Source organism: Haloarcula quadrata (genome assembly GCF_003634715.1).
In the GTDB taxonomy this organism is placed as follows: Archaea; Halobacteriota; Halobacteria; order Halobacteriales; family Haloarculaceae; genus Haloarcula; species Haloarcula marismortui.
In genome coordinates this window covers 1,396,369-1,411,480 of sequence record NZ_RBWW01000001.1, presented here as the reverse complement: position 1 = coordinate 1,411,480, position 15,112 = coordinate 1,396,369, and the positions used below count along the sequence as shown (strand labels likewise).

At 62.6% G+C, this 15,112-nt stretch carries 18 protein-coding genes and 1 tRNA gene; 10 read left to right on the top strand and 9 right to left on the bottom strand.

What is annotated here, in order from left to right; genetic code table 11:
* Position 1 precedes the first annotated feature (1 nt).
* Positions 2-1,528 (bottom strand): cryptochrome/photolyase family protein, encoded by a 1,527-nt coding sequence (locus BDK61_RS07315; RefSeq protein WP_121302883.1) that lies wholly within the window; start codon positions 1,526-1,528, stop codon positions 2-4.
* Positions 1,529-1,698: 170 nt separating this feature from the next.
* On the opposite strand from BDK61_RS07315, the gene BDK61_RS07310 reads away from it, so the two are divergent.
* Positions 1,699-2,271 (top strand): halocyanin domain-containing protein, encoded by a 573-nt coding sequence (locus tag BDK61_RS07310; protein ID WP_004962431.1) that lies wholly within the window; start codon positions 1,699-1,701, stop codon positions 2,269-2,271.
* A 21-nt stretch (positions 2,272-2,292) separates the two neighbouring features.
* Here the strand turns inward: BDK61_RS07310 and BDK61_RS07305 are convergent, their stop codons facing one another.
* The gene (locus BDK61_RS07305) at positions 2,293-2,595 is read right to left on the bottom strand and encodes a DUF7521 family protein (protein ID WP_004962433.1); all 303 of its coding nucleotides are present in this window, start codon (positions 2,593-2,595) and stop codon (positions 2,293-2,295) included.
* Positions 2,592-2,954, bottom strand: a complete 363-nt coding sequence (locus BDK61_RS07300) for a winged helix-turn-helix domain-containing protein (protein WP_004962434.1) — start codon at positions 2,952-2,954, stop codon at positions 2,592-2,594. Before BDK61_RS07300 ends, BDK61_RS07305 begins: the two co-directional genes overlap by 4 nt.
* Positions 2,955-3,272: 318 nt before the next feature.
* On the opposite strand from BDK61_RS07300, the gene BDK61_RS07295 reads away from it, so the two are divergent.
* The gene (locus BDK61_RS07295) at positions 3,273-4,091 is read left to right on the top strand and encodes a halocyanin domain-containing protein (protein ID WP_004962436.1); all 819 of its coding nucleotides are present in this window, start codon (positions 3,273-3,275) and stop codon (positions 4,089-4,091) included.
* A gap of 24 nt (positions 4,092-4,115) precedes the next feature.
* Here the strand turns inward: BDK61_RS07295 and BDK61_RS07290 are convergent, their stop codons facing one another.
* Positions 4,116-4,889 (bottom strand): fumarylacetoacetate hydrolase family protein, encoded by a 774-nt coding sequence (locus BDK61_RS07290; protein ID WP_121302881.1) that lies wholly within the window; start codon positions 4,887-4,889, stop codon positions 4,116-4,118.
* A gap of 163 nt (positions 4,890-5,052) precedes the next feature.
* On the opposite strand from BDK61_RS07290, the gene BDK61_RS07285 reads away from it, so the two are divergent.
* Genes BDK61_RS07285 through BDK61_RS07270 form a run of 4 tightly spaced genes read left to right on the top strand, consistent with a single transcriptional unit; the run spans position 5,053 to position 9,018 of the window.
* On the top strand, positions 5,053-5,787 hold the full coding sequence (locus tag BDK61_RS07285) for a prephenate dehydrogenase/arogenate dehydrogenase family protein (RefSeq protein ID WP_004962438.1): 735 nt from the start codon (positions 5,053-5,055) through the stop codon (positions 5,785-5,787).
* On the top strand, positions 5,784-7,244 hold the full coding sequence (locus BDK61_RS07280; protein WP_121302880.1) for a small ribosomal subunit Rsm22 family protein: 1,461 nt from the start codon (positions 5,784-5,786) through the stop codon (positions 7,242-7,244). The genes BDK61_RS07285 and BDK61_RS07280 overlap by 4 nt, the downstream gene beginning before the upstream one ends.
* 36 nt (positions 7,245-7,280) lie before the next feature.
* Positions 7,281-8,087 (top strand): 5'/3'-nucleotidase SurE, encoded by an 807-nt coding sequence (gene surE, locus BDK61_RS07275; protein ID WP_121302879.1) that lies wholly within the window; start codon positions 7,281-7,283, stop codon positions 8,085-8,087.
* A 7-nt stretch (positions 8,088-8,094) separates the two neighbouring features.
* On the top strand, positions 8,095-9,018 hold the full coding sequence (locus tag BDK61_RS07270; protein WP_121302878.1) for a DMT family transporter: 924 nt from the start codon (positions 8,095-8,097) through the stop codon (positions 9,016-9,018).
* A 2-nt stretch (positions 9,019-9,020) separates the two neighbouring features.
* Here the strand turns inward: BDK61_RS07270 and BDK61_RS07265 are convergent, their stop codons facing one another.
* Entirely contained in the window at positions 9,021-10,280 is a 1,260-nt protein-coding gene (locus BDK61_RS07265; RefSeq protein WP_121302877.1) for an alanyl-tRNA editing protein, read from the bottom strand.
* 467 nt (positions 10,281-10,747) lie between these two features.
* Here BDK61_RS07265 and BDK61_RS23325 point away from each other — a divergent pair, with 467 nt between their 5' ends.
* Positions 10,748-10,915 (top strand): PALP domain-containing protein, encoded by a 168-nt coding sequence (locus BDK61_RS23325; protein ID WP_167467365.1) that lies wholly within the window; start codon positions 10,748-10,750, stop codon positions 10,913-10,915.
* A 333-nt stretch (positions 10,916-11,248) separates the two neighbouring features.
* Here BDK61_RS23325 and BDK61_RS07260 read toward each other — a convergent pair whose 3' ends face one another.
* The 4 genes from BDK61_RS07260 to BDK61_RS07245 form a co-directional block, all read right to left on the bottom strand.
* On the bottom strand, positions 11,249-11,647 hold the full coding sequence (locus BDK61_RS07260; RefSeq protein WP_121302876.1) for a hypothetical protein: 399 nt from the start codon (positions 11,645-11,647) through the stop codon (positions 11,249-11,251).
* A 62-nt stretch (positions 11,648-11,709) separates the two neighbouring features.
* Positions 11,710-12,522 carry an HD domain-containing protein gene (locus tag BDK61_RS07255; RefSeq protein ID WP_007188022.1) on the bottom strand — a complete coding sequence of 271 codons (813 nt, stop codon included), beginning with the start codon at positions 12,520-12,522 and terminating at the stop codon, positions 11,710-11,712.
* Positions 12,523-12,569: 47 nt separating this feature from the next.
* Positions 12,570-13,037, bottom strand: coding sequence for a peroxiredoxin (locus BDK61_RS07250; protein ID WP_004962455.1), 468 nt, complete (start codon positions 13,035-13,037; stop codon positions 12,570-12,572).
* A 59-nt stretch (positions 13,038-13,096) separates the two neighbouring features.
* Positions 13,097-13,342, bottom strand: coding sequence for a hypothetical protein (locus BDK61_RS07245; RefSeq protein ID WP_004962457.1), 246 nt, complete (start codon positions 13,340-13,342; stop codon positions 13,097-13,099).
* A 543-nt stretch (positions 13,343-13,885) separates the two neighbouring features.
* On the opposite strand from BDK61_RS07245, the gene BDK61_RS07240 reads away from it, so the two are divergent.
* The 3 genes from BDK61_RS07240 to BDK61_RS07230 all read left to right on the top strand — a co-directional run bounded on the left by BDK61_RS07240 (position 13,886) and on the right by BDK61_RS07230 (position 15,089).
* On the top strand, positions 13,886-14,125 hold the full coding sequence (locus tag BDK61_RS07240) for a twin-arginine translocase TatA/TatE family subunit (protein WP_004962460.1): 240 nt from the start codon (positions 13,886-13,888) through the stop codon (positions 14,123-14,125).
* Positions 14,126-14,202: 77 nt separating this feature from the next.
* Positions 14,203-14,276: transfer RNA gene (locus BDK61_RS07235), tRNA-Arg, on the top strand.
* A gap of 408 nt (positions 14,277-14,684) precedes the next feature.
* Complete coding sequence (locus BDK61_RS07230) at positions 14,685-15,089, top strand: hypothetical protein (RefSeq protein WP_121302875.1); 405 nt, start codon at positions 14,685-14,687, stop codon at positions 15,087-15,089.
* Positions 15,090-15,112: the final 23 nt, after the last annotated feature.

The window sequence follows — 15,112 nt, the reverse complement described above, 5'->3', positions numbered from 1 at the left end:
CTCAGAGTTCGCCTTTGGTCGCCATTTCACGGATTTCTGCGGCCCGTTCGCGTATCTCTCCGAGTTCCTCGTCGCTTTTGTTGTCGACGTGGCTGTACATCAGTCCCATCCGGTGGTTCGATCGGAGCGTCTCCTCGTTGCGGTCGAGGAAGTCCCAGTACAGCGCGTTGAACGGGCAGGCTCCGTCACCCGTGGTCTTCGTTTTGTAGTACGGACAGCCCGAGCAGTAGTCGCTCATCTTGTCCACGTAGTTCGCCGAGGAGGCGTAGGGTTTGGTGGCGAACACGCCCGCGCCGTACAGCCCCATCTCGACGACGTTCGGCGTGGTCACCCAGTGGAAGGCGTCGACGTAGCCGGCGTGGAACCAGCGGTTCAGTTGCGCTGGCTCGACGCCATAGATGAGGCCGAAGTTCGCGAGAATCATCAGCCGCTCGATGTGGTGTGAATACCCGCGCTCCCGGACCCCGTCGACCACGTCGGAGAGACACGCCATGTCGGTGTCGCCGTTCCAGTAGAAGTCGGGCAAGGCCTCGTTCGCGCCAAGCTGGTTCGCTTCGGCCAGACTGGGCATCTCCCGGCGGTACACGTGCCGAAGAAACTCCCGCCAGCCGAGCACCTGTCGGATGAACCCTTCAACGCTGTTCAGTGGCGCATCGCCGTCCTCGTAGGCGGTGATAGCGCGCTCGATGACCTCCGCAGGGCCGAGGAGTCCCAGATTGAGCGACGTGGAAAGCAGGCTGTGGCTCATCGCCCACTCATCTTCCAGCATCGCGTCCTGGTACGAGCCAAACTCCGTGAGTCGATTCGTGACGAAATGGTCCAGTGCTTGGACGGCCTGGCGGCGAGTGACGGGCCAGCGGAACGGCTCCGGGTCGGTCCAATCACCGCCGTATGGTCGCTCGTCGTAGCTTCCATCGAACGTCGAATTGACCCACTCGATAACGTCTTCGGTCACGTCGTCCGGCTCGAACTGCGGTGGCTCCGGTGGCGTCCACCCGTCGGGTGGCGTCTCACGGTTCTGGTCGTCGTAGTTCCACTCGCCGCCAACTGGGTCACCATCCGCCATCAGGTAGCCCGTCTCCCGGCGCATGAACCGGTAGAAGTCCTCGTGGCGGTAGCGGCCGTCGCCGCGCCACTCGTCGAACTGGGACGGTGCGCAGAGGAAGCGGTCGTCGGCGACAAACTCGACGGCTCCGCCTGCCTCGGCGACCAGCGATTCGAGGCGCGCCTGTGCGGACTCAGTCTGCGGTCGGTGAGTCACGAGTGTGTCGTCGGGGTTGGCCTCAAAGTGTGCCGCCAGTCCGTCCTCAAAGGTCTCTGTCTGCTGGTATCGGACCGTTCGGCCGTCGTCCCGGAGATTGTCGCGGAAATGTCGCATCGCGCTGAACAGCAGAATCAGCTTGTGTGGGTGGTACGGCAGCTTGCGGGCGAACGACTCCGATTCTATCAGAAGCACCGGTTCGTCAGGTCGTCGAGCGACGGGTCCGGACCGCCGGATGAGGTGGTCACCGCGAAGCCAGACAGTCATCGGCAAACGGACACTCCCATTAGTTACAGTATATGCCTGTATCCGCATCAATCCCCGTCCGAACTGTGTTGGTATCCCGGGACAGCGGGGTGGTCAAAACCTCAATTATTGTTTCTTTACAAACGACAGAAGCGACTTCCTTATAAGTACACAGTCATAACTTTAAATGCATGACAAACGACCTCGACAGACGGACGTTCATTCGCACGACGGCGGCCGTATCAGGCGCTGGACTCCTCGCTGGCTGTGGCGGGTCCGGCGGCGACGGTGGCAGCGACGAGACGGAAGCCGAAGAAATGGAGACCACCGAAGCCGAGGAGATGGAATCCACTGAAACTGAGGAAATGGACACCGAGAGCAGCGGTGGGATGGAAACCGCCGAAGCGCCGAGCGAGGTCGCAGACTACGTTGGCGAGTCGTCGAATTTCGATGGCTCCATGGTCGTGATGACGGACCAAGACGAGGTTTCCGTTTCCGTCGGAGCCGAAGGCAACGGCGGCGCGTTCGCCTTCGACCCGCCGGCGATAAACGTCTCGACCGGAACGACAGTCGTCTGGGAGTGGACCGGCCAGGGGGCCGGCCACAACGTCAAGTCCGAAGGCGACGGGCCGCTTGACTCTGGTTCGGCTGTCGCAGAGGAAGGAACCACCTACGAGTACACGTTTGAGGAAACCGGCACCTACCTCTACAACTGTGTCCCGCACAAGGCGCTCGGGATGGTCGGCGCAGTCGTCGTCGAATAACGGATAGCTGTCTGGCAGATTTTATCGTGTTACCAGCGTGGAGCGACTGGTGACGTACAGCGAATACGCGATGACGGCGAAGCCGACCGCGGTGAGCGCGTTCTCGAAAATCAGTGCGGCATCGGTGGGTAAACCGAACAGCTGGTCCGCGACGCCAGCGATGAGCGACCCGACAGTAATGGTCGCGAACCCGACGGCGAGATACGTGAGCCCGGTCGCCCTCGTTGTCAACGCTGCGCGAGCAGCGAAGTAGGTGATGAGCCCGCCAAGTAACACTGTTACCGTCTTGAATCCGATGACGATGAGTGGGATATCTCCGTTCATAGTTCCTCGCTGACGCGCGACCACAGGAGTGCGAGCCGGTCGCTTGGCCGCTCCTCGGCAGGCAGCACGTCGACCTCGAACGCGCCGTCGGCGTCGATCCCGACGAACACCCCGTCACAGTCCCGAATGTACGCCGTCGCGTGATGACCGTCGGCACGCACCTCTGTTTCCTCAGCGACCAGCTCGGCCTCGCTCAACTGCTCGAGCTTCCGGTAGGTGCTTGTCTGGGGCAGGTCACAGACCGAGGCAACCTCTTTGGCTGGCAACGGCTCGTCGAGCACCCTGAGGATGTCGCGACAGTCAGGGTCGGCGAGGGCGTCGAACAGCGCCTGTGTCTCGCTCGCGTCGTTGTATGCCACGGAGGGGCCCTCTCAGGGGACGGGTGGAAGTGGTTCTGCGGACGGTTCGGTCTCGATATGACGGGGCATCGACGTGAAACCTGTGGGATATTGTTCCCACGGTGTCCTGCGGTACCCCGGCAGCCGCTCCCAGTCAGTATCGGGAATATAAACCACCCTCAGATAAAGGGCGACTGTTTGTTTCCAGAATCTGGAAAGGGCACACCGACTTTTCTATCATTGAAAAACAACGACTAGCTTGCTATGCAACGGCCCTCCACTCGCAGACAGTTTCTTACAGGCACAGGGGTAGCAGCGCTTGCCATTACCGCCGGGTGCGTGTCCTCGGGAAGTAGTTCAGAACCAGCGGCCGAAACCGGAACCGGAACTGAAACCGCGACGGAAACTGCGACCCCAACCGCGACGCCTGAATCGACGCCCGAGTCGCTTGACGACTGGCTTGATGATGCCAACGGCTACGACGGCGAGCCCCGCAGGTTCGGCCCCGAGTCTCGGCCAACGGTCTGGGTTGGGCAGGAGATGGACGGCGGACTGGCGTTCGACCCGCCTGTCATTGAAATCCCACCGATGACGACAGTTCGGTGGGACTGGACTGGGCACGGCGGCCAGCAGAACGTGGTCGCCCTCGATGATACCTTCGACAGCGGCCGAACAAACGCGCAGGCCGGAACAATGTATCACTACTTTTTCGAGGAGACCGGCGAGTATCGCTACGTCTCCGAACCCAATCGTGACGGTGGCATGAAAGGTGCGATTATTGTGAAAGAGCCACCGTCCTCGGGTAACGACACTGTTGATGAATGGCTCGCAGCGGCGAGTAACTTCGACGGCACCATTGTCGACCGCACCGACACTGACACTGCAACTGTTACCGCCGGTGTGGAAGGGAACGGTGGGAAGTTCGCGTTCGGCCCCCCGGCGCTGAAGATCTCGACCGAGACGACCGTCCGCTGGGAGTGGACCGGCGAGGGAGGGCCACACAACATCGTCTCAAAAGGCGATGGCCCGCTCAACTCGGAACTCGTCGCCGAGGAAGGAAACACCTACGAACACACCTTCGCGGAAACCGGGACCTACCTGTACTCCTGTAAACCGCATAAGGGCCTGGGGATGAGAGGCGCAGTCGTCGTGGAATAACTACCGAACTAGTGTGGCAGCCGCCTACGGAATCTTGACGCTGTGTTTGAGCGTGCCGATACCTTCGATTTCGACTTCGACTTCGTCGCCGTCTGCCATCGGTCCGACCCCTTCAGGGGTCCCCGTGGCGATGACATCGCCCGGTTCCAGCGTCATGTACGACGTTATTTCGGCGATTAGTTCGGGGACAGAGAAGATGAGGTGCTCGCGGGAGGAGGACTGTTTCGTCTCGCCGTTAAGTCGGAGTTCGATGCTGGCGTCCGCTGGAACGTGCTCCGGTGTGGCCACGAGCGGGCCGATTGGACACGCGTTGTCGAAGGCCTTCCCGCGGACCCAGTTCTGCTCCCGTCGCTGGTCGTCACGGTTGGAGATGTCGTTGACGCAGGTGTAGCCCGCGACGACGTCCATCGCCCCCGATTCGCTGACGTTCCGACACTGCTCGCCGATGACGACGCCAAGTTCGGCCTCGTAGTCGATGCGTTCCTTCCCCGAGGGCATCGTGAGGTGCTTGCCGTGGGACGCGACGGCGTTCGGGGCTTTGAGAAACAGCATCGGCCGGTCCGGAAGCTCCGAGTCCATCTCCTCGGCGTGGTCGGCGTAGTTGCGCCCGATACAGACGACTTTCGTCGGCTCGCAGGGCGGGAGGATGTCCACCTCGTCGGGGTCGTAGGACTCGTCGCCAAAGGCAATACGGCCGTACGGTCCGGCGGCGGCGGTGACGACGGGCTCGCCGTCCTCGACGGTCCAGCGACCGCCGCGAACGTTCCCCCCAGTATCACGGAATCGAACGCGCTTCATGTCACCGTTCTCTCAGGGCCGACGGATAAGCGTTTAGGAGGGGGAAACCGGACTACAGCGGGCTATTCGACGGTTGTCTACCCGGCCATCGTCACATGCGGTGTCGCGGCGAGCAGGCGTGTGACCGAACGGCTTTTGAGACGGGACGGGCTACGCTGGGCCGATGAACGTCCTCGTCGTTGGTGCCGGCGCGATGGGCCAGTGGTTCGCACGCACAGTCCGGACCCACGCCGACGCGGCCGTCGCCTTTACCGACCTCGACCAGTCGGCTGCTGAAGCTGCTGCAAACGCGGTCGGCGGGCGCGCTGTCGCCAGCGACGCGGCCGAGACTTTCGATGTTGTCTGTATCGCAGTGCCGATGCCTGTCGCCGAGACGGCTATCGACGAGTTCGCGCCGTGTGCCACGGACGCAATCGTTGACGTAACGGGGAGCATGGCAGGCCCCATCGCAGCAATGCGGGACGCGATGCCCGATGGCCAGCGACTCAGCCTGCACCCACTGTTTGCCCCCGAGAACGCGCCCGGCAACGTCGCTGTCGTCGCTGACGCGTTGGGACCCGATGCTACTGCCGTCGTCGACGCAATCGCTGCAGCCGGAAACAACTGCTTCGAGACGACGGTGTCGGAACACGACGAAGCCATGGAAACGGTACAGGCCAGCGCTCACGCCGCCGTACTCGCGTTCGCGATGGCCGCCGCGGACGTGCCCGACCAGTTTCAGACGCCGATTTCGGCCGGCCTGTTCGACCTTGTCGAGCAGGTGACCGGCGGCGACTCGCGGGTGTACGCCGATATCCAGCGGACATTCGACGGCGCGGACGCGGTCGCCGACGCCGCTAGCGAACTCGCCGACGCCGACGCAGATACTTTTGAGCGGCTCTACGAGCAACTCTCATGAACCAGGACACACGCCAGCAGATACGCGACAACGCCCAGTACCTCCGGAACGTCCGACCGCTGGACCCCGAGGAGCTACACGAATACGTCGAGGGCCAGCCCCACCCCGCCGTCGTCAAGCAGGTGCTCCGAGAGGAGGCATTCGACCTTGGCATCGTTGAGCAGGATGACGGGACCTTCGTGCCGGCACCAGAGGGCCGGCTTTCAGTAGATTTCGACGGCGTCGAGCGGTTCCCCGACAGCTACGAACAGCAGGTCATCGACCTGCTGACAGAGTGGGGCGGGCTGGAGTGGCACAGCGGCGACAGCGGTGACGAACTCAGGGAGCGAATCCGCGACATCAAAGAGCGGTATCTGCAGGGCCAGGCCGTCGAATACGACGAACTGACCGCGCTGGGCTACGCCGTCTACCACCTCCCGGACTACTACGCCGTGGCGAAGTACGTCCTCGCGGACCTCGCCGCCGACGGCCTGCTCCCGTCACAGCTTCGGGTGCTGGACGTGGGGGCCGGCGTCGGTGGCCCGGCGCTCGCCCTGCGCGACCTGCTCCCCGACGACGCCCTGCTGGACTACCACGCCGTCGAGCCGAGCGCCGCTGCGGATGTGCTGGAGAGCCTACTGGCGGACAGCGGCCAGAACGTCCGCTGGGAGATTCACCGGGCGCTCGCCGAGGAATTCGACCCGTCGTCGCCGTTTGTCGGCGACGACAGCGGTGGAGGGACCGACAACGGCGACACCGACGCCGAGGGATACGACCTCATCATCTTCGGCAACGTCCTCAGCGAACTCGACGACGCGGCGGCGACCCTCTACCGGTACGTCGAGGCGCTTGCCGACGACGGGACGTTGCTGGCGCTGGCCCCCGCCGACCGGAACACGGCCATACAGCTCCGAACTGTCGAGCGCGAGGTGGCCGACGGCGGCCCGGCGACGGTGTATGGGCCGACCGTGCGACTCTGGCCTCACCAGTCCCCCAACAGCGAGTCGTGGTCGTTCGACCGCAAGCCGGACATCGAGGTGCCAACCATGCAACAGCGCCTCGACGACCCTGCCGGCGGGACGGGCGAGTTCGTCAACACGGACGTGCAGTTCGCCTACAGCGTCCTGCGAACCGACGGCAAGCGAGTGCACGATGTAACACCGGACCGGGGCATCCACGCGCCGATGGCCGACGCCGAGAACTACGTCACCGACCGGGTGAATTTCCTCGGCGTCAAGCTCAGCCACGACCTCGCCGAGCGGGAGGGAGCAAATCCGCTGTACTTGCTCGGCGACGGGAGCCAAAAGGTCGACCATTTCGCCGTGCTCACCGAGGCGTCGATACTGAACGAGGACCTCCGGAAAGCCGACTACGGCGACCTGCTGTCCTTCGAGAACGCGCTGGTGCTGTGGAACGACGACGAGGAGGCGTACAACGTTGTCGTCGACGGCGAGACGGTCATCGACCGGGCCCGCTAGCGGTGGGCTTTTCTCGGGGACGGCCCCACGGAGCGTATGGACGAGCCGACGATTCTGCTGACGAACGACGACGGCATCGAGAGCGCCGGCCTCCGGGCAGTGTACGATGGTCTCTCGACGGTCGGCGACGTGACCGCGGTCGCCCCGGCGGAGGACCAGAGCGCGGTCGGTCGGGCTATTTCCCACGAAGTAACCGTCCACGAGCACGAACTCGGCTATGCTGTCGAGGGGACGCCCTCAGACTGCGTCGTGGCGGGGCTGGAAGCGCTCGTCACCGACACCGACCTCGTCGTCGCGGGCTGTAACCGCGGGGCGAACCTCGGCGCGTACGTTCTCGGCCGCTCGGGGACCGTCAGCGCCGCCGTCGAGGCCACCTTCTTTGACGTGCCGGCGATGGCCGTCTCGATGTACATCCCGGTCCGCGAAGACGCCGCCTTCGCGGACATCGAGGCCAACGGCGACAGTTACCGCGAGGCGGCGAAAGCGACAACCTACCTTGCCGACCACGCCGTCGACGCCGGCGTGTTCGAGCAGTGCGACTACCTGAATATCAACGCCCCCGTCGCCGAGTGGGGCGACGCACAGATGACGGTCACCCGACCGTCCCACCTCTACGAGATGGACGCCGAACAGGATGGCGACGCTGTGACGCTCCACGACCGCATCTGGGAGCACATGGCCGACGGCGACATCCCCGACCCTGAGGGGACCGACCGTCGCGCCGTCGTCGACGGAAAGGTCAGCGTCTCGCCGCTGACCGCGCCGCACACGACGGAGCATCACGAGGCCCTCGACGCGATTGCGGAGACGTACGAGCCGGACGACGGCGAGGCGGCCGACTGAGCAGACGATGCGGTTCCGCAACGCCATCCTCTTCGTCGCGCTCGCAATCGCCTGGGGCAGCGCCTTCACCGCGATCAAGGCTGGGCTGGAGTATTTCCCGCCAATCCTGTTTGCGGCGTTCCGGTACGACCTCGCCGGCCTGTTGATGCTCGGTTACGCGGTGTACGCTACCGACCAGTGGGTCCCGAAAAGTCGGACCGACTGGATTGTCGTGGGTATCGGCGGCTCACTCCTGATCGCCGCATACCACATCTTCCTGTTCGTCGGCGAGCAAGGAACCACCAGTGCCGCCGCCGCTATCGTCGTGAGCCTCTCGCCGATTCTTACCACCGGGTTCGCGCGTGCGTTTCTCCCGGACGAACGGCTCACGACGCTGGGCATCGTCGGCCTCCTTGTCGGGTTCCTCGGTGTCGGCGTTCTCAGCAACCCCGACCCGGGGAACCTTCTCAACCCCCGGACCGTGTCGCTGTTTCTTGTATTCCTCGCGACCACGTCCTTTGCTCTCGGGAGCGTGTTGACCCGTCGGTTCGACGACGACTTGGAGATAGAGACGATGGAAGCGTGGTCGATGCTGCTCGGTGCGGTGCTCATGCACGGCATCAGTTTCGGTGTCTCCGAATCGGTTGCCGACGTTCAGTGGACTACTGAGGCCGTGCTGGCCCTGCTGTATCTGGTTGTCGTCGCCAGCGCCCTCGGCTTCCTCATCTACTTCGACCTGTTAGAACGGCTGGGACCCATCGAGATCAATCTCGTCTCCTACGCCGCGCCGGTCGTCGCCGCCGCCACCGGACTGCTGTTCCTCGGGGAGACGCCGACGGTTTACACGGGTGTCGGATTCATCTGTATTCTCATCGGGTTCGGGCTGTTGAAGCGGGACGCGCTACGAAACGAGGTTGCGCGGTTCAGCGGGACGCCGAACCGCGGGGAGTAAGCTCAGTCGCCGCTGTCTGCCGTCACTGACTCGTCCCGGAGGAACGCGACGATTTCGTCCCCGTCGGCACCGAGTCCCCCGCCCTGAGCGACTGTCGGTCGCCCGCCACCGCCGCCACCGAACTCTGTAGTCACCTGATCGACCACTTCACCGGCGTCGACGCCGCCGGTCGTCCCGACGCCCAGGTACTGGCCGTCGGCGTCCACCAGCGCGGCCACGTCGACGTCGTCACCGACAGCGGACTCCGCTCGGTCGGCCAGTGCGTTTGCGTCGAGCCCTGCCACGGTGCCGACGAGCCACCGCTGCCCGTCCACTTCGATGGCGTCGTCACGCAGGTCAGCGAGACGGGAATCGACGAGGCGCTCTCGGAGGGACGACACCGTCTCCCGGAGGTCGTCGCATTCTGAGTGGAGTCCGTCCACAGCGGCCGGGAGCTCCGCAACGTTCGTATCCAGCGACTGGGCGGCAGTCATCGCCCGCTCGTGTTCGGTCGCCCGCCGGCGGATAGCACGCGGGCCGACGGCGAACTCGACGCGAGTCAATCCCTCTCCGGGATTGGACCGACCGAGTACCGTCACGGGCCCGATTTCGCGAGTGTTCCCGACGTGTGTCCCACCACAGGCTGCCACGTCCCAGCCGTCGATGGTGACGACCCGGACTGTCTCGCCCTCGATTCCCTCTTCGGTCTTCGTATTGAACGCGATATCGTCGCGACCCAGTGCCTCGTCCCGCGGAATTTCTTCCCAGGTCACGTCGTAGGATTCCCAGACGGCGCGGTTAGTCAGCCGCTCAAGTTCGGTGAGTGTCTCGTCGTCGATTTCGGTCGTTGTTTCGAAATCTACCCGCACCTTCCCGGTGATAGCCGGTCCGAAGTCGTCGTCATCGGCTTCGTCGGGGACTCTCGCGCTGATGTCGAAGCCGCCGTAGCCGAGGTCCGACAGCAGCCGCCGACCAGCGCCGTAGAGGACGTGGCTGGCGGTGTGTGCACGCATACAGTACGTCCGGAATGCCGTGTCAATCTGTCCCTCGACTGTCTCGCCCGGGTCGAAGGCCGGCGGTTCGGCCAGTTCGTGGACAATATCGCCGTTTCGATGCTGGACATCGACGACTTCGACGCCACCGAGGGTTCCCCGATCCGCCGGCTGGCCGCCGCCTTCGGCGTAGAAGTACGTCTCCGTTAGCACGACAGCAGTCGTATCGATACGGTCGACGGTCGACGTGAAGGTCGTCACAGTGGGCTCGGCTGCGGCTGTTCCCGTCATCGGGCGTGGCTACGGCGGCGTGAACAAAAATGTCTGGGCGTACCCCAGACAGTCGTCTGGGGCCACCCAGCCGACAAGAGCGCAGCCCTTGTGCGTACCGAGTCGGTAGGGGTGACTGACGCCGCCCTCACAGTTACCGGTGGCATAATCCGCTGTGTGACACCGCATCCGCTCCCGATACAGTGCTACTAATTAAGTATCGACAGTGATCTTTACAGTCCATGCTCGGGAGTGGGGGCCACTCGATACTGCTCTGGCTGGTGGCGGTCTGGCTGTTCGCAGTTGGACTGTTTCTGGCACTTTTGTACGCGTCCGGCAGGCGGGACCGGCGTGAGCAGGCTCGCGCGTAACTGAGTGACTGTGCGGGCCGGGCGGTGTGACAACGATGTCTGACGCTCGGCTGACGGGCACTCAGAATCGGCGTCGGGTCGTGCGGTTTTCACTTTCACCGTGAATTACCCGATTATATGAGTCTCGGTGTCCTGTCTGGCAATATGATGGAGCGATTACGCCGGGTCGTGGGGACTCGACAGCAGTCACATCTGGAGTGTCGACGCTGTGGAACCACCCTCGAAACGGACGGGACGGCCTGTCCGGCCTGTGGCTCCAGTGACATCGCGCGGTACGATTTCTAGTCGTTGTCTCCCAGTTAGTCCGTCGTCGCTCCCGCACCCACAGCCCCTGACTGGGCCTGTTGTTCCTGTACATCAAACTGGGCGACGAGCGAGAAGTCCCCCAGTTCGCTCGACACCGGTCTGTAAATCTGTCACTCCTGAGACGGTCACACTAGTCTAGACTTCAAGCAGCGTCTTCGTTTCAACAACTATCGCGACTGCCGCTTCGCACTCTGGGCTCCGTTAATGGCCTGCTGCGACTGGATAACTTTGACACAAAAGGGAACACGAAAATATCACGTCAAGATATCAAATACCAAGACTCGATAATAAATGTGGCAACGATTCCACTGATTACTGTTCGACATCCATCCAGATATCAGATGTTATTTTCGCGTCCGAGTTGTCCGGATGCGTCATGGTGAGCTGGTCCCCGGCCTCGACTGCGATGAGGTCGACAGTGTTGCTCTCCGTGTGATTCCGTGTCGGGTACGTAAACGGCCGTGACCGCGTTGGAAGGTCGCTGATCGACGGGCACTCCGGCGGCGCAACAACGTCGTCAGCGAACCCATCGGTGTGGATCTTCGACTGTGGCTTGTCTCGACCACGGTTATCAAGCCACGCAAAACATCGCTCCCCAAACGAAATGGTCTCAATGGCTGAGCGCACGCGGTACCTGACCCGGTCCAGCAGCGAGGGCGGCGGCGCGTCGCCGTCGTCCGTCCTCTCCCGGGCACCCCGTGGCTCATCCATGGGTGTGAGACTCATGAACATAGCTATGGAAGCACGGTACAAAACCGTTGTGTCGGTCCGGTTTAGAGTTCGATTCGCTCGACAATCTGGTTGCCGTCCTCCCGAGTGTTGAGCGCGACGATACGGACGTGTTCTTCCAGGCCAGAGTCCTTGAGTTTGGCTTTCAGAAGGTTATCGACCTGATAGACACCGGCCGCGTTGTTCATCGCGATTTCGACGAGGACGGGATAGTCGTCGCCTAGGCTCAGCGTCACCGTCTCGATAGCCTGGCTGGAAACGGTGTCGATACCGCGACCGCCACGCTTGTACGGAATGCGCGAACGGCCACGTTCCATGTCCAGCGCGTCGGCGACGCGGACGACGCCAGCTTCCAGCGTCAGTGGGTTTTCCTCGGTGTGATGGCAGAGAATTGCGTGGAGTACCTCGCCCTTTATCTGAACTGCCTGACGGATGTCGTAGAACTCATCGAGCAAGTCATCGAGAATGTCAGCGGCCAGTGGAATCGAGTAGTACGGGTGTGAATCGCGGTGGACAACGTGCCCGATATCGTGTAGCGTCGTCGCAAGTGCAATAATAACGGCCTCATCGGCCTCATCGAGTCCGTGGTCGGCTGCGCCGTTGAACTCGACGCCGGCCTGCTTGAGGAGGTCATACAGACACAGCGCTCGGTTTCGAACGATGCCGATGTGTTTCGCGCCGTGGTCGTTGTACCGCTTGCGTGCGACGGGGTTGATGTTCTGAGCTTCGAGATACGCCTGAATCTCTTCGTCAGTCGTGACGGTGTCGAGAACTGCGTTCAGCCGCCCGTCCGGGAACGCGTGATCCGCCTCGGGGTCATAAATACGGCCACCGGTATCAGGTCTATCAACACTCATACTACAACCCAGACGACCCACCGCGAAAAATCCCCCTTCCGGCGCGGTCAGGTGGCGGCGTCAATAACCTCGTCGTAGTCCGGTTCGACGCCAGGGTCGTCGCTGACCCAGGCGTACGTGACTTCTTGATTTTCGTCGATAACGAAGACGGCCCGCTTGGCTACGTTCGGGACGCCGAGCGCCTCAAAGTCCATCGAAATGTCGTAGGAATCGACAATCTCCCGGCCTGAGTCACTGACGAGGTCGAACTCAAGCCCCAGTTCGTCTCGGAACGCGTTCTGTGAGAACGGTGTGTCGATGCTGACACCGTACAGCGTCGCCCCCGCTTCAGTGAGTTCGTCGAGTCGGTCCTGAAACGAGTTCATCTCGTGACTGCAAACGCTGGTGAACGCGCCCGGGAAGAACGCGAGCACAACGGGCCCGTCGTCAAGCGCTTCAGACAGCGTTATCTCGTCAACGTCGCCGTTTGCGATCGGTGCCGTGAAATCAGGTGCAACGTCTCCAACTGAGACCATACTGCCGAGTGGACCCAGGCGAGTAAAACCCTTTCCGACCTGATCGAGTCCGGGCGAGATTAGAACTGTGCGAACTTCGCCGTGACCTCGTCGATCCACTCCGGCAGGTCGCGGTCCGCAAGTGTCCCGTCGGCATCACGGGTCGTGACAACATCGGCGATTTCGCCCTCACGCGTGATATCGAGTCGCCACACCCCCTCAGCCTCGATGTCAACCCGAACAACGTCCTCCCCGACGGGTTTGATCGGTCGAATCGTTACTTCTTCCCCGCTCCTGACTTCCATCGTGTGACTATCGGCCGGCATCTGGTATCTCTGAGCGCCCGATAGCAGTTATATCCCCGGGCGGCGGAGGCATCTCGCTAGGGCTGTTCCCGCTGTGAATTAGATTAACAAGCGGATAATGAATTGACAGGGCGATGTAGCCAGTGCCGCGGGTGCGAACCCGCAGACGGACAGCCCACGAACGTAGCACATGGCCACGCAAGCCGTGTCACTTGGGTCCCTCAGCTATCAATCTGGTCCCGTGGACATGGTGTGGTCCGTCTGTCGACGTGCCGACCCAGACCAGCGACATGGAACGGTCGGAGACCTGGTGCCTTGCGTTACCCCGTCCGATTCACACCCCGTTGTCGGGCCTCGCCGGCAGTTCCCGGCGAGGCCGTTTCCACAGACTGAGTGGGTACGCCTCGTCTGTGTCGCATATCCTGTCTCTACCCGATGTCAGCGCAGCGTCAGTCCCACTGGCAGTGAATCACTCAGGAGGCCGTCCTGAGCAAAAAGGTTATAATAGCAACCACGTAACCTTCGGATACAATGTTAGGGACATCCGGAGTACTGTTCCCGGGGATGCCCGGGACGACGGAGATGATGGTCATCCTCCTCATCGCCGTCCTGCTGTTCGGCGCGAACAAGATTCCGAAACTAGCGCGGTCAACTGGCGAAGCCATGGGTGAGTTCCAGAAGGGGCGAGAAGAAGTCGAACAGGAACTCGAAGAAATGCGCGACGGCGGCGCTGCAGAAGGGACCGATGCGTCCACCGTGGACTCGGCCGAGTCGACCGAAACGGCGACGGAAACCGAGACGTAATCTCGACCACTTCTCCGTTTTCAGCGGGCCACAGTGATAACGAAAGGACTTTTCACCGCTCAATCGACCACCCCGTAGGGCGTGTGGCCTAGTGGACCAGGGCGAGGGGTTCCTAACCCCTAGAACGCGGGTTCGAATCCCGCCACGCCCGTGCAGCCGCAAGTTGCTCGGAATCCCCCTGTACGGCGGACGAATTCGGGATTCCTACTTTTACGTGCAAGTAGCGTTGGAGCCGCGAGTCGAACCCGGAGCGGGTTGGGGTGGCGAGCCATCATGCGGTTCGAGAATCACCTCTCCCTCTTCCGTCATAAAGTTCAGCCGGCGCTCAAGATCATCGTCCCACCCTCCACGCGACCGTCCTTACCTCCCACCCTTCGGCGAGCACGATGCGCGACCCCCTACCCGGATGCGGGGGTGGTTCGGGCGCGTCCCGTGTCCCGGCGGGACGCACTTCCTCTTGTGGGGGACTTCGTTCTTGAATGCCGGCGCGCGAGGCTGCTCGGCGAACCCCTTGGCGCGTGTAACTTTTCCGACGTGACAGAATAGTGTCAGACGCAGTATGTCGGTACTCGACCTGCCAGAAAGTGTGTCGATCAACGACGCGGCGGGCTTCCCGCTCGCTGCCGTCGGCGCTGTTGTGGCGACTGGTATCGGAAGTGTCAGCCTCTTTGGAAACGATCTTGCGAGTGCGGTCAGCACGGACGTGGGCGTCAGCCTCGCCGCCGTGCTCTACCTCATCTCGTTCGCGGTCGCGTGGATCACCAACGACCGCTCCCTCGACGACTACTCGACGCGTGGAGATGACACGGATCCCGAGCGCCTTCTCGTGCTCGGTGGCCCCGCTCTGATGCTCGCGCACGAGTTCATCCCCGCCGTCGGTGACTTCGTGACCAGCAACACCTACGTGGCGACGTTCGTCGCACTCGCCCTGATCGGGGCGTACGCGCTCGTCGCGCACTACTGACGACCTTTCACCCATCTTTCAAC